Source organism: Bradyrhizobium sp. Ses1 (assembly GCF_059512365.1).
This window is the reverse complement of record NZ_JCAMOQ010000050.1, coordinates 34677-47213: the sequence shown is the minus strand read 5'-3', so window position 1 is coordinate 47213 and position 12537 is coordinate 34677. Positions and strand designations below refer to the sequence as shown.

Annotated in this window: 12 protein-coding genes; 1 reads left to right on the top strand and 11 read right to left on the bottom strand. The window is 59.5% G+C overall.

Going from position 1 to position 12537, the window contains the following annotated elements; all coding sequences use genetic code 11:
• Window positions 1–23: 23 nt before the first annotated feature.
• The 9 genes from AC5ZG5_RS36660 to AC5ZG5_RS36620 form a co-directional block, all read right to left on the bottom strand.
• Window positions 24–1280, bottom strand: a complete 1257-nt coding sequence (locus AC5ZG5_RS36660) for an ABC transporter substrate-binding protein (protein WP_456645594.1) — start codon at window positions 1278–1280, stop codon at window positions 24–26.
• Window positions 1281–1534: 254 nt separating this feature from the next.
• Window positions 1535–2143 (bottom strand): ANTAR domain-containing response regulator, encoded by a 609-nt coding sequence (locus tag AC5ZG5_RS36655; protein WP_456645595.1) that lies wholly within the window; start codon window positions 2141–2143, stop codon window positions 1535–1537.
• A gap of 24 nt (window positions 2144–2167) precedes the next feature.
• Entirely contained in the window at window positions 2168–3331 is a 1164-nt protein-coding gene (locus tag AC5ZG5_RS36650) for a transporter substrate-binding domain-containing protein (RefSeq protein ID WP_028165350.1), read from the bottom strand.
• 520 nt (window positions 3332–3851) lie between these two features.
• Window positions 3852–4508 (bottom strand): aspartate-alanine antiporter-like transporter, encoded by a 657-nt coding sequence (locus tag AC5ZG5_RS36645; RefSeq protein ID WP_456645596.1) that lies wholly within the window; start codon window positions 4506–4508, stop codon window positions 3852–3854.
• 53 nt (window positions 4509–4561) lie between these two features.
• The gene (locus AC5ZG5_RS36640) at window positions 4562–5245 is read right to left on the bottom strand and encodes an integrase core domain-containing protein (protein ID WP_456645597.1); all 684 of its coding nucleotides are present in this window, start codon (window positions 5243–5245) and stop codon (window positions 4562–4564) included.
• An 828-nt stretch (window positions 5246–6073) separates the two neighbouring features.
• Window positions 6074–6319 (bottom strand): hypothetical protein, encoded by a 246-nt coding sequence (locus AC5ZG5_RS36635; RefSeq protein WP_456645598.1) that lies wholly within the window; start codon window positions 6317–6319, stop codon window positions 6074–6076.
• Between the two features lie 238 nt (window positions 6320–6557).
• A complete protein-coding gene (locus tag AC5ZG5_RS36630; RefSeq protein WP_456645599.1) occupies window positions 6558–7010 on the bottom strand; it encodes a helix-turn-helix domain-containing protein in 453 nt (150 codons plus the stop codon).
• 267 nt (window positions 7011–7277) lie between these two features.
• Window positions 7278–7949, bottom strand: a complete 672-nt coding sequence (locus AC5ZG5_RS36625; protein WP_456645639.1) for a hypothetical protein — start codon at window positions 7947–7949, stop codon at window positions 7278–7280.
• A gap of 192 nt (window positions 7950–8141) precedes the next feature.
• A complete protein-coding gene (locus AC5ZG5_RS36620; RefSeq protein WP_496165505.1) occupies window positions 8142–8528 on the bottom strand; it encodes a helix-turn-helix domain-containing protein in 387 nt (128 codons plus the stop codon).
• A gap of 802 nt (window positions 8529–9330) precedes the next feature.
• Here AC5ZG5_RS36620 and AC5ZG5_RS36615 point away from each other — a divergent pair.
• Window positions 9331–10332, top strand: a complete 1002-nt coding sequence (locus tag AC5ZG5_RS36615) for an AraC family transcriptional regulator (protein ID WP_456645601.1) — start codon at window positions 9331–9333, stop codon at window positions 10330–10332.
• A gap of 476 nt (window positions 10333–10808) precedes the next feature.
• Here AC5ZG5_RS36615 and AC5ZG5_RS36610 read toward each other — a convergent pair whose 3' ends face one another.
• Entirely contained in the window at window positions 10809–11240 is a 432-nt protein-coding gene (locus tag AC5ZG5_RS36610; RefSeq protein WP_456645602.1) for a hypothetical protein, read from the bottom strand.
• A gap of 63 nt (window positions 11241–11303) precedes the next feature.
• A complete protein-coding gene (locus tag AC5ZG5_RS36605) occupies window positions 11304–12413 on the bottom strand; it encodes an HlyD family secretion protein (protein ID WP_456645603.1) in 1110 nt (369 codons plus the stop codon).
• Window positions 12414–12537 lie beyond the last annotated feature (124 nt).

Here is a 12537-nt window from a genome sequence, read left to right as displayed (position 1 = left end):
GCGGCGGAGGCTGTATGCCTCGATCAGGTTTTCAGCTTGGCCGTGTCAAGCCCCTTGCCTGTGCAGAACAGGTTGGTCGGGGTCTCGCCATAGGCGACATAGGGCAACGGTACGACCGGCTCCTTATAGGCGTCGATGATCTTGCCCTGCCCGTCCGGGAGCCATTGCGCGATGCGCGGCGTGAGGTAGGTGTGCAGGTTCTCGGGATCGATCTTCACGTGGCCGTTCGGCGCATCGAACTCCTGTCCCTTCACCGCCTCGCGGATCGCGGTTGGCGCGATCTCAGCGGCTTTCTCGGCCGCCTGCTTCCACAGGAACACCTGAAAATAGGAAGATTCCAGCGCATGGTGCGTCACCGCCTTCGGATCCTTCACGAAGGCGCGGTAGCGCTCGACGAAGGCCTTGTTGCGATCGGTGTCGATCGCCTGGAAGTACGGGAACGAAGTGTAGCTACCGACCGCATATTCCGCGCCCATTGCCGCGATCTCGATCTCGGAAGTAACGGTGGCGCAGATCGGCAGCTTGTCGTGGGTCAAGCCCTGGTTCTTGTATTCGCGGTAGAAGGCGACCACGGAGTCGCCGACCACGTTGGACAGCACAACGTCGCAGCCCGAGCTCTTGATTTTGTTGACCATCGAGCCCCATTCGGAATGGCCGAGCTCGAGATATTCGTCGGCGATCCATTCGCCGCCGTTCTTCTCGATCAGGATCTTAGAGACCTTCGCCATCTCGCGCGGATAGATGTAGTTTGATCCGACGATAAAGAACTTCTTCTTGCCGAGCGTCTTGATGATCCAGGGGATGAAATTCGAAAGCTGCTGGTTTGGAACGGCGCCGGTATAGATGACGTTCTTGGAGCATTCGAATCCTTCGTAATAGGTCGGATAGAAGTAGAGATTGTTGCGCTTCTCGAACACCGGCAGCACCGCCTTGCGGCTCGCCGACGTGTAGGAACCGAACACGGTCGGCACCTTGTCCTGGATCACGAGCTTCGAAGCCTTTTCGTTGTAGGTCTTCGGATCGGATGCGCCGTCCTCGGCGATCGCCACGACCTTCATCCCTTTGACGCCGCCGGCGGCATTGATCTCGCTGATGGCCATCAGCGTGGCGTCATGCAGCGACTTCTCGATAATCGAAAGACCTCCGGTCAGAGAGAACAACACGCCGACCTTGACCTCGCCCGCCGCACGCGCGCCGGTCTGAAAGACCCATGGCGACGTGATCACCGTGCCGCTTGCGAGCAAGCCATTCCTCAGAAACCTGCGTCTGTCGATCGCCATACCTACACTCCCCATGTGTCGAGGCACACCAAGCCGTTCGCGCCGAAGCACGTTGTTTCGAAGCCAGAAAAATCCCAGATCAGGCCGCTCCCCGAAAACGCTAACGCGTCGGCGGCGAATCTCGACCCCACAAAGCAAAAAAGCCCGACAGATCCTCGCGGATCTTTCGGGCTTACCTAGCCTGAGCTGAACCAGCAGCATCGATGGTCCAGCAAAAGTCGCGAGAAGGATTTCCTCTCGCGACGCCTCAAAAGCTAATCACCTTTCACGCGGTATTGCAACAGCTCGTTTGCGTGAATGATCGCGGCCGCCATGTCGTCCATCGACAACCGCTTCGCCATCGCTTGTTTGCGGATCGTTTCGTATGCTTCCGCTTCGTTCAATCCCTGACCGTCCATCAGAATGACCTTCGCCTTCTGGATGCGCTGGATGCCGGCGAGCTTGCGCTCGAGTTTGCGCACGCGTTTGTCGGCCTCGCGCCGCTCGAGCCAGAGGCTGCGCGCGATCGTCAGGTTGGTGAGCAGACCGAACGGCCTGATCGGCCGCTCGATCACTGCGACCGCGCCGGCTTCGAGCACAAGCTGCAGCGTGGACGGATCCTCGTAGCTGACAACGGCGATCAGCGTCGGCCGGTGGTTTGCATCCGACTTCAACAGCTGCTGGATCTCCTCGCGTACGTCGTGCTCGATCGCGAGCAGCACGATGTCGGCACCCTCGGCCCAGCAGTCCGGCACCGGCCACTGAGTCTCGACCATGCACCCGATGCGGCGCAGATGCTCGACCAACCTCGTGCGCTCGGTGTCAGCCGGATGCACGACGTGAACCCGCAACCCGCGCAAGTCCCGAAGAATTTGGATGGCCACGTCCAGTTCTCCGTTACGGGGTGCTCATGAGTGCAGCAACGGCAGCTCGACCGACCAATCGTCGAGGCTCTGGACGACACAATAGGGATCGGGCTTCACCCGCACGCCGGGATTCCAGACCGTCTGGAAACGGCCGTGACGGTCGAGCCGGGCGATCCGCGGCCACAGGAAGGTGTGATTGTTCTCCGGATCGACCCTGACGCGGCCCTGCGGGGCATCGAATTCTGCGTCGCGCAAGTTTCCGAGCACCTGTTCGGGATCGTCGGAGCCGCATTTCGCCACCGCACGAAACGCCAGATGAAGCTGGAAATAGGCGGCCTCGGCGCAGGCGGTGACGGGAGCATCAGCACCATACTTCTCCTTGAAGCTGGTGACGAAGCGCTTTGCCGCCGGCGAGGAAAGCGTCTCGAAGAAGGGAGCAGCGGTGATGTGGCCTTCGGCGGCTTCGGCACCCATTTCCGCAACCTCCGCTTCGCTGGTGCTCAGGCTCGCGATCGGCATGCGCGCCGGATCCAGGCCGGCCGCGCGATAGGCACGATAAAGCACGGATGTGCCGCTGCCCACCACAGTGGAGAAGATGACGTCGGGCGAAGTCTTCTTGATGCGGCTGATGACCTTGTCAAAATCTTTCGGATCCGGGCGCAGGGGCACATAGATCTCGTCCAGCACCTTGCCTTTGCTCTGCACCACGAAGTCCGCCATCACGCGGTTCGACTCATAGGGATAGATGTAGTTGGAGCCGACGAACAGAAACCTGTTGCCATAGGCGGACAGGAGGAACTTGGCGAGCTGCAGTGAATTCTGGTTCGGCGCCGCGCCGGTGTAGATGCAATGGCGCGAGTACTCGAAACCCTCATAGAGGGTCGGATAGAACAGGAGACCACGGTGCGCTTCTACCACGGGCAAGACCTGCTTGCGCGTGCTCGACATGTAGCAGCCAAACACGAGCCTGATCCGATCGACCTGAAACAACCGCTCCGCGAAAGCCCGAAATTTCTTGGGATCGGAAGCAGGGTCGTACAACACGGGCTCGATCGGCCGTCCCAGAACTCCTCCTTTCCCGTTGATTTCCTCGATCGCGAGCAAGGTGGCATTCAGCTGCGTCCGCTCGATCGTCGATGTGACGCCTGTCTGCGAAAACAGCACGCCGACACGCCATGCACCGACACTATTCTCCATCAAATCCATAGTGAGGCAAACTACTCCACGCTCTGGGCGACTCCGTTGTCCAAGGAACGCAGCTTATTACCGATTTATTCGAATTGGAAAGCGATTGATTCGGCGGAAAATGCCTATTGCACTGCTCGTGCTACCCCTTCGACTGAAGGATCATTGACGTGGTGACATCATCCAAGCTCGTCGCCGCCAAGCGACGCCGGGTTGGTTGGTACAAGACGGCCTTGAGAGCGCACTGCAGGGACCGATCTTGACCGGTCTCGTCGACGGCGCGGATCCGCCGATTGTCTTCCATCGACATAGCCAAGTCGGATGAACATACCGTACGCAGGCGGACGCCCCACCACACGTGCATCGCACCGTTTGTCCTGCCGCTCATAACGGCTCGATCGGGGGTGGCCGTTGGTAGCGGGGGTCCGCCACATCGCTGGACCCACTATGCTGGAAGCACTGTTTTCGTACCGGAGGGCGGCTTAGCTCGCCACATAGCGCCTTGATAGTCCGCCAAAAGCCGCCGTTCGTGCGCGATCCATCACCACCAGAAATGAGCGCCGAGCAGAGTCAAACGGGCAAGCTCCTCTTGCGGTGGTGGAGCGGAGCGAACCGTCAAGAGAACGCCGCCGCGTCCTCGGAGGACAGCGGCGGCGTGAGAAGTGGGCGCCTTGAAGGCGTTGACGACGACGATCGTCAGCAGTGCCATCACGAGACGGGACACCGCATAGCCCGTCGCATAGCCCACGACCGGGACATTGCTCTTGGCGGCCTCCTGCAGCGCACCGAGTGCGGCGGTGGTCGAGCGTGCCCCAGCGCAGGCGCCGAGCATGATGCCCGGGTGGAACTTGAACACGTAGTGGCCGAGTAGCAGTCCGGCGATGATAGGCACCAGTGTCACCAGCGTGCCGGCCAGGAACAGGGTCACACCGTAGTTCTGGATGCCGCCAACGAAGCCGAGTGCCGCGTTCAGACCAATGCAGGCAATGAAGCCGTTCAGGCCGACATTGTTGAACACCCAGATGGCCGGGTCCGGGATGTGCCCGAAGGTGCGCATGGTCGAGCGCATATGGCCGCAGATGATGCCCGCGACGATCGCACCCACGGCTGTGCCCAGCGATAGCGGGATGCCCCCGATCCGGATCGTGAAGGCGCCGACCAGGCTGCCGAACACGATGCCGAACGCCATGAAGGCCATGTCGGAGCTCTCGGCTGGACGATCGGCATAGCCGAGCTTGTGCCTACCGCAAATCAAACGCGAGCATATCGGTGATGCAGTCCACCCAGGATCGGACGGCACAGAATGCGTCCTGCTGCCTCGGCGGAACGTGACATCGGCGCGTCCTTGTTCAAGGATAGGTGAGTGCGCGTGCCATTATAGTAATGGGCGTAAGATTTCAGAATGCGGCGCAGATGCACCTCGCCCAGGACAATGATGTGGTCCAGAGATTCCCGCCGAATCGATCCGATCAGCTGTTCGGCGAAGCCATTCTGGCAAGGTGAAGCGGGTGCAATCGGTTTGTCTCGAATGCCCATGGCGCGCAATCGCCGTGTGACGACGGCGCCATAGATCCGATCGCGATCACGGATCATATAACCCGGAGCCCCATCCCAAGGAAAAGCTTCGGTGATCTGGTGTGCGATCCATTCCGCCGTGGGGTTGGTTGTGACGTTGATCCAGATCAGCTCTCGACGGTCAATCCGTACGATCACGAAGCCGTACAGCAGTTTGAAGCCAATGGTCGGGACCACGAACAGATCCATGGCGGCAATGTCCGGAGCGTGGTTTCGCAGAAAGGCCTGCCATCCCTGATGTGGCGGCCCACGCCGCTTGACCATGTACTTCGCGACACTTGACTGTGCGACTTGAAACCCGAGCTTGAGCAGTTCACCGTGAATACGTGGTGCGCCCCAGAGCGGATTGTCGCCGCTCATCCGCCGGATCAACGCGCGGAGCTCCGTGTCGATCTTCGGTCGCCCTCCCCGTGCGCTCGACTTCCAACGCCAGTAGCAGCGAAAGCCGGCACGATGCCACCGCACGAGCGTCTCGGGCGGATGATGGTAAGAACTTTCAGGATTGATGGAAACCAGCGATACAGCTGGATAAAGAACCAGCGATCATGGTTCGTGAGCCCGACGCGACCATGCAGCCTACGCCTCAAGACCATCAACTGATGTCGAAGCACCGCGTTCTCCGCTTCAAGCCGCAACTTCGACTTGAATGGAGAGGCCAGGGCGGAAAGAACGAAGCAAAACAGCCCGATCATTCCGCCGGCTTAGGCGATTCCACCACGTCATCAACTCGAATGAGGTTTTCGGCACAAACACCTGGTCGAGACGGTCACTGTGTTCCGCGATCCAGGCCGCCCAGGTGGTGTAGCCGTGGAGATAGCAGGCCGACTAAATGCCCTGCTCGGGGAAAAGGCCTATCCAAACCAGGTCAAAGGAGTGTGGCAGGATTGGTAGCGGGGGAGCGCTACCACCTTTCCCCACACCAACCAAACCTACGATACCTCACCCAATCTTACGCATAAGGCCGTTCGTGAGCCCAGGGACGAGCGCAGATCTTCGCTCATACGGAGGAACATTGAAAGACCTCGGGCTACCGGTCGGGTGAGAGCGACCTCCCATCACGCAGGTCATGAAATTGTGCACGCCGGCGTTCTACTTGAGTGTCGCCTGCGGGTACAGGTCGCCGACTGAGGTGATCGAGTCGCCAACACGTCCCGTCCGCGTGGTCACCAGCGGTGCCGACAACCGCCGTCAGCTCTCGTCAAGGTTCGCGCTCGAGCGCCCGAACAGCCCGGTTACGCCGATGGCAAGTTGTCCACTCAGCACCAGCGTCGCGAACGTGTAAGTAGGATTGAGCAGCACGAGATCCGCCTGCGCATTCAAACGGAGGTTCGGATCTACGTTCGCCGTGGCCACGAATCTGCTGACCTCGATTTCCCTGGCAGCCGCTGTCCTGCCGAAGGCGCTTGCGCTCGTGTGATAATAAACTTCGGCCATAGACCAACCTGGGACCTGGGGGCGCCGCAAGGCTGCTGAAGGTGCCGGGAAGCCCATATGAAACTCCGCCTTCGTCGGCTTGGACCTCTCCCGACAATATCTGCAGGGTGGCTGCCGATACCGCGACGGCCCAGCTGTAAATCGACCGCGCGATGCGCGTACCACACCTCGACTCATCGATCTCCCTCCGTCCGCAATCCGTTAGTTCATACAGTTGATGTCACCTCCGGAAGCCACGCTATGCAAATTCAGCCCGCGACGTTGCGCCGAGATCACCGTTGGCGCCGCTACAGCAAGTCGGAATTTTTTCGTCAAGCGTTTGAGACGGGCTCTCGCCGAATGCCTTTCTGTATTCGACAGAAAAGCGCCCTAGCTCACCGAAGCCAAAAGCTGCTGCAACTTTGGTAACCGTGGTCAGCTTACGATCGGCCGCCAGAAGAACTTTCCTGGCATGTAACAACCGCAACATGCGCAGGCGCCTACAGGGCGGAACGCCGTGAACCTTGGCGAATGCATTGCGCAGCGTACGCTCACTCACCGCAAGGGTCCGACATATATCCGAAATAGATAGCGCTTGATCGGCACGGCTCAAAGCCAATTTCTCAGCCTGTCCTACCAGATCGCAACAGACATCTCGCTGTCGCGCGGATATCATTCCTCGAATGGTCGAGAGCTGATGACGCTTGGACATTCAACCTATCCCGTGTGCCAGGCACGCGACTGCGATCGCCTCGACAATGCGCCGGTCGGGACTGGCGTAAGCGCTCAGATCAGCGTGTGCATGCGCCGATTGGACGATCGCAAGGCTCGCCGACGGCGCAACGACAGTCGTCCGGCGCATGGCCCTAGCTCTTCTTGTTTGTCTCGAACGGATGGAGCTGGTTTTGCGCTCGGCCGCTCGTGCTCGGCGAAGTGACTGCATGACGCGGTGGCTACGCTGCTCGCCAGCCTGCGCCGCTCAATAGCAGGGCGGATAGGGATAGTATCCGCAGCGGGGCGCGTAGTAGTAAGGATAGGCCGCAGCTCCTGCCACGGCGGCCGCTCCCGCATAGGCAGCGCCACGGTAGAAAGCGCCGCGCCAGGCCGTCCGGCGGGCAACGCCAGCAAAGGACAGCGGCGTGAGCGGTCGCCCAATGATGTCGATAAAGACCGATGCCGGTCCGTCAGCCCCCGCAAGGTCGCCCTCGAGCACATCGACATCGAAAGTCAGCTTGTCGCCTTCAAGCTTGGGCGATTTCAGTACAACGACGGCATCTGCCACCGATGATCCGTCCTTCTTGAACCCGGAAACCGTGGCGTTCGGAGGATCTTTAGCAAAGTTGTCGCTACCGTTGCCCCAATCCTCGACAATTCGCGTTGTCAGATCGTGACCGGCCGCCCGAACCGGCCGATCTGCAAACACGATTGCATTCGGCGAAACCCCTGCCAGCACCAGCTTGCCATCCTTCAGGCTCGCACTTCGCGAATTGATGACGAAGAGCGAGGGCACGACTTCCGGCTTGGCCTGGCCGATCGCTTTCTCAAGCGGCACATGCGGCTTATGTTCGGGTGCCGATTGAGCAAAAATATCCTGGGGCCAGACCAGCGATGCGGCAGCGCAAACGGCGATCAGGGCTGAGCGAAGCGGCATGGTTGTTCTTTCTTCTATAAAGGCAGACTGCTTTTTCTTCGGCCGGCTCAGATAGCGTCCCATAGCGTCCCTGCCCTTCATTCGAACGTCGAAAACAAAATGGCTCCTTCAGGAGCCTGGAATTCTCGCCAAACGTTTCGCGCCAATTCAGATCGCGCGTCTTGCCATTTCACGCCAATCTTGCGGAATAATTCAGCTATCGGTCGCGCATGGTCGTCTGCGATGGGGCGCCTGCCCATGCTTACGGGCAAGTTGCTGCCGCCTGTAGACAACGGGTTGAACTTTCATCAAGCGCGCGAAAGTGCGGCTGAAGCTGCTTGCGTTGGCATACCCAAGGAATTTAGCTATTTCCGACAGGCGCTTGCTTGAGTCCGCGAGCAAATGGCAAGCGACGTTCAGGCGAACCTCGGCAAGCATTTTGCTGTGACTTGTGCCCATGCGGCCGAGATGACGCTGCAACGTTCGCGAACTGACTTTGAGTGCGCGGGCCGTACTATCGAGAGTTGCGTCACCGTGTTGCAGCGACGCAACAATGGCCGCGCGAACCTCCGGGGATGAAGGCAATGGGATAGCTCTCATCGGTTGATGTGGGGCGTGAAGCCCCATGTGCCCCTTAGGAAAAAACCGATGTTTCAAGGCTAAGGGCGTTTCCGGCCCGAATCTGGCCATCAGCCGCCAAATTTGCATCAAAAGGGAGCAAGTCGGGCGCCTTTCCCGCAGGGCTTGGCATTACGCGACAAAAGACAAGGCAAGAAAATCAGCAAACCTGCTAGGCTGCGAACGCGGCAAATTTTTCTGCAGGTAGTAACGACCGTAATTCCGTTGACCCGTTGTCAGTTTCTTATGCCCTTCCGAGCTTCATTCACAAATGGGCGGCCCCACAGCATCGCTTCTCGCCAAATTTCAGCTACCTACGTCTTTGGAAGAAAAGGCGGATCAGTACATGCCGCTGCTGCTAGCCATTTGCTTTGCGACGGCTGCCCTGGACAAGCAGGGCCTGTCAGAAATTGCCTTTCGATCAACCCAGCGGCTCTCGCCCAACCATCGTCGCGCGCACGGATACTGCGAAGGCAGGGGACAGGCTTCATGGACGCAGCACGAAAGGCTGAATTTCCTTCCATTCAGGTCGTCGTCTTGATTTCATGTAAGCTTATGAACGGAATTGTTGGCCGTCTGGCCATAAGCCGCCAAAAACCGACAGAGGTCGGATCGAAAGAGAGCGTCGCTGCTGCCCGATGCAACATACCGCGGCGATGCGAGACCGGAGCGTGCCGAAAGCCGGACGGCGAATTTTTCCGTTCTCGCCGGCGGTGCGAACGCCCGATCTCAACGAAATTCCGGCTGGCCGAGAGCATCAATTTTACGGTCGAGGGGTGAACCAATGGCTAGACTTCCGTTGACGCGCTGCCAGTTCCTTATGCCTTTCGCTGACGTTCTAACCGATATTGGCGCACCGACCAGTTCGCTTCTCGAAAAGTTTCGTCTCCCGTCGTCGTTGGAGGAAAAGAGCGCCCTCTACGTCCCGATACTGCCGGCAATCCGCTTCGCGGAGAGCGCTCAGAGAACGCAGGACATTGAGGATTTTGGCTTCCTCGCCACCCGGCGCCTGAACTTTTCTCACCTGAGCGAGAAAACCCGAATCCTGATCGCTCATTCCCCGACGCTGCTGGTCGCGCTACAGCACGTCTGCAAATGGGCGCCGCTGGAGGACACGAACCTGAGCATCTGGATCGAACACGCCGACGAACATGTGAGGATTTGCAGCAGGCTCGCCGGGACAAATGGGCTCTTGCATCTGGAGCATTCGCAATGGCTTCAGAACATTTTCTCCATATACATCGTCCGGCAATTCGCAGGACCCGACTGGATGCCGGCGACGATCGCCTTTGAAGCTCGCTACACTCCGCGCCCGGCGACGCAGTCCTTCTGGCCGAATACGCGCTTCCTGTCGGGCCAGCATGCCTCATGGATCGACGTGCCAATCTCGTCCCTGAGCCTCTCTAACCTTCCAAACGAAATAGGGCCTCCGCCGCACAATGACGAGGGTGGCTCTTCTGGCTATGAAATCATCGAATCACTCAAGCTGATGCTGCCATCATATCTGGATGAAGGAGTTCCAACCCTCGCTGACATCGCGGAGATGGCCGGCGTCAGCACGCGAAGCTTTCAACGCAAACTTTCGCATGCAGGCCTTACCTACTCCGACCTAGTGGATACTGTTCGATTCGATATCGCGAGCAAGCTGTTGCGCGACACCGATTCCAAGATTATCGAAATCGCATTCTCCTCCGGCTACACTGATCCGGCGCACTTCACCCGCGCCTTCCGCAGAATTGCCGGTGCCACGCCGCGGCAGTTTCGCAAACAATCGCGCCTGCGATAGGCGCCTTTCGCCTCGGGCGCCCTGCCGCCCGAGTGATTGAAAGTATCGCTTGATTCGACACGCCGTCGTCATTGGCCTGACTGAAGTCAGCAGAACCGGCCGGGGGGCTGCTGGCCAGCATGATGCTGACGCGCTGCTGCGCGGCGCCGGCACGCGGCGCTGACACTGGGGAAGATAGCGACAGTCCGGCTGCGCCGAACAAGCCGGCAATTTACTTCGAGCTCAGAACGAATGTCGCCCGTTCGCTTACGCGCGGATCATTTCCTCATCACGACCAATGGTCATGACAAAGCATCCGCGCGCCCAGAATTTATGGCCCAGGAAATTGCGCATCTTCCGTTCAAAAGTGGCACTTGGCCCGACGGCGTCGTCTTATTGCCTGCCGTTTCGGGCGCTTCTCTTGTTCGCGGGTATGTGTACTTAGAGCGCAACCAGCTTCGCGCGGCTGACGATAGAGCGACTGCTATCCGAGGAGCCTAGAAGTCCGGACCAAATACGTCATTGTTGAACTGGGCTGAGGCGTCCTCGTCATCCATGCTGTTAATCAGGTTCTGCTCGGGATCCGTAAAGCCACCTGCCGAGAGCGTAGTTGCCGGCAATGCACCATAACTGGCGCGATATTTGTCCATCGCGGCCACGCTGCCGACATACGCACAGGTACATCCGGATGGATCCGCGTAGACGTAGTAGGGACGTCCGCCCTTTTGCCGTAGTTGGAACTGATTGGGCGGGAATGACATCAGCCGATTCAACATCTCCGGCGTGGTGGCTGCGATGGGATTGAACCCCGATGATATCAACAATTGGCCTGTTGATTGCTGGGCGTAGCCGCGGGCACCGGCGTACAACCCGGCGACCAGAATGACCGAAACGATGGCTGCAGGAGCGCCTGCAGATCGAAGACCCATTTTTTCCTCCGGAGATACCTGGGTGGACTACCGATTGGTAGCTGGGAGTGAAACGGAAGGCGTCTACAAATATGCCATGTAGGAGCTGAACCAGACCAGGATCGACATCAGCAAGCCGATGACGCCGGCGTTCTCCGCGAACACAGTGGCGGTGCCTGGCATTCCAAGCCTGAGCTGGCTGCGGTCGACGGTCTTCGGTATCGAAATGGCTGCCGGATAGACCCTGGCGCCGCCGATCGATCCGACCCGCGCCAGCGTCCCTGAGACTGCGATCTGCCCCTGCCCCACACCCTGCGGAATGGTAGTGACCGTGGCTTCGTGGATGCGACCGGGGTCGTCATCGAACACGAGCTTGACCTGCGCGCCGGGCTTGATGGTCGTGAATCCGTTCGGCGGGAACATGCCGGTGATGACGATATCGTTTGCGACGATGAAGGACATCACCGGGCGCGCCGGCAGGGCGCGGTCGCCGACGGATAGCGCCATGATCGTAGCGACACCGTCGCCGACGGCGCGGACCGTCGTCTGCTCGAGCTCCCATTTGGCATTGTCGAGCTGGGCCTGAATCTGCGCGACGGTCGTGTTGACGCCGCCGATTTCCGACTCCATTGCCAATCGCGCACTTAGCTGCGCGGCTTTGGCCGCCTGGAGCTGGAACTCGACCGTGTCGTACTGCACCTGGACGTCCTGCAATTTAAACTCGGCCTGCGCGTCCTCGCTCACGAGCTTGCGGTAATCGGAAAGCCGCTGGGTGTGAAAGGCGAGCTGCTTGATCAGTCCATCGACATTCGCCGTCGCCTGCTCGTAACTGGCGCTCAGCTGCTTGACCTGCTGGCGTGCCTGGGCGAGCGATGCCTCGAGCTGGCTGACCTTGTACTGGAACGGCGCTGGATCGATGCGAAACAGCACGGCGCCGGCTTTCACCGGTTCGTTCGGCTTGACCGGGATTTCGATCACCTCGCCGGAAACATTGGGCGCGACCTCCATGACGCGGGAAATCACGACAAAGTTTCCCGACGGGGTCAGGTAGTTGAACATCGCCAGAAACATCGCAAGGATGAAAGCGCCGACGAGCCCCGCGAGGGTGCCGGACGCCCAGCCCCACCTCACCAGCTTGAGCCTGAAGAAGACGAGCCATACCAGAACGAGGTAGAGCGTCAGAACGATGAGCACGACTGAATTCCTCTATCTGGCGTGCACCGGGATTGCACACTCACAAGCCCGGTAGCACGCCAGTGTCGGCCAGATGCCGGCATCCGCGACACTGTCGCCGCGCATCCGGCCGATACAAATCCGA

What these genes read in the sequence shown, in the direction of transcription:
- AC5ZG5_RS36660 (WP_456645594.1), bottom strand. Translation starts at nt 1,280, where the DNA reads ATGGCGATCGACAGACGCAGGTTTCTGAGGAATGGCTTGCTCGCAAGC.
- AC5ZG5_RS36650 (WP_028165350.1), bottom strand. Translation starts at nt 3,331, where the DNA reads ATGGATTTGATGGAGAATAGTGTCGGTGCATGGCGTGTCGGCGTGCTG.
- AC5ZG5_RS36645 (WP_456645596.1), bottom strand. Translation starts at nt 4,508, where the DNA reads ATGGCCTTCATGGCGTTCGGCATCGTGTTCGGCAGCCTGGTCGGCGCC.
- AC5ZG5_RS36640 (WP_456645597.1), bottom strand. Translation starts at nt 5,245, where the DNA reads ATGAGCGGCGACAATCCGCTCTGGGGCGCACCACGTATTCACGGTGAA.
- AC5ZG5_RS36635 (WP_456645598.1), bottom strand. Translation starts at nt 6,319, where the DNA reads ATGGCCGAAGTTTATTATCACACGAGCGCAAGCGCCTTCGGCAGGACA.
- AC5ZG5_RS36630 (WP_456645599.1), bottom strand. Translation starts at nt 7,010, where the DNA reads ATGTCCAAGCGTCATCAGCTCTCGACCATTCGAGGAATGATATCCGCG.
- AC5ZG5_RS36625 (WP_456645639.1), bottom strand. Translation starts at nt 7,949, where the DNA reads ATGCCGCTTCGCTCAGCCCTGATCGCCGTTTGCGCTGCCGCATCGCTG.
- AC5ZG5_RS36620 (WP_496165505.1), bottom strand. Translation starts at nt 8,528, where the DNA reads ATGAGAGCTATCCCATTGCCTTCATCCCCGGAGGTTCGCGCGGCCATT.
- AC5ZG5_RS36615 (WP_456645601.1), top strand. Translation starts at nt 9,331, where the DNA reads ATGGCTAGACTTCCGTTGACGCGCTGCCAGTTCCTTATGCCTTTCGCT.
- AC5ZG5_RS36610 (WP_456645602.1), bottom strand. Translation starts at nt 11,240, where the DNA reads ATGGGTCTTCGATCTGCAGGCGCTCCTGCAGCCATCGTTTCGGTCATT.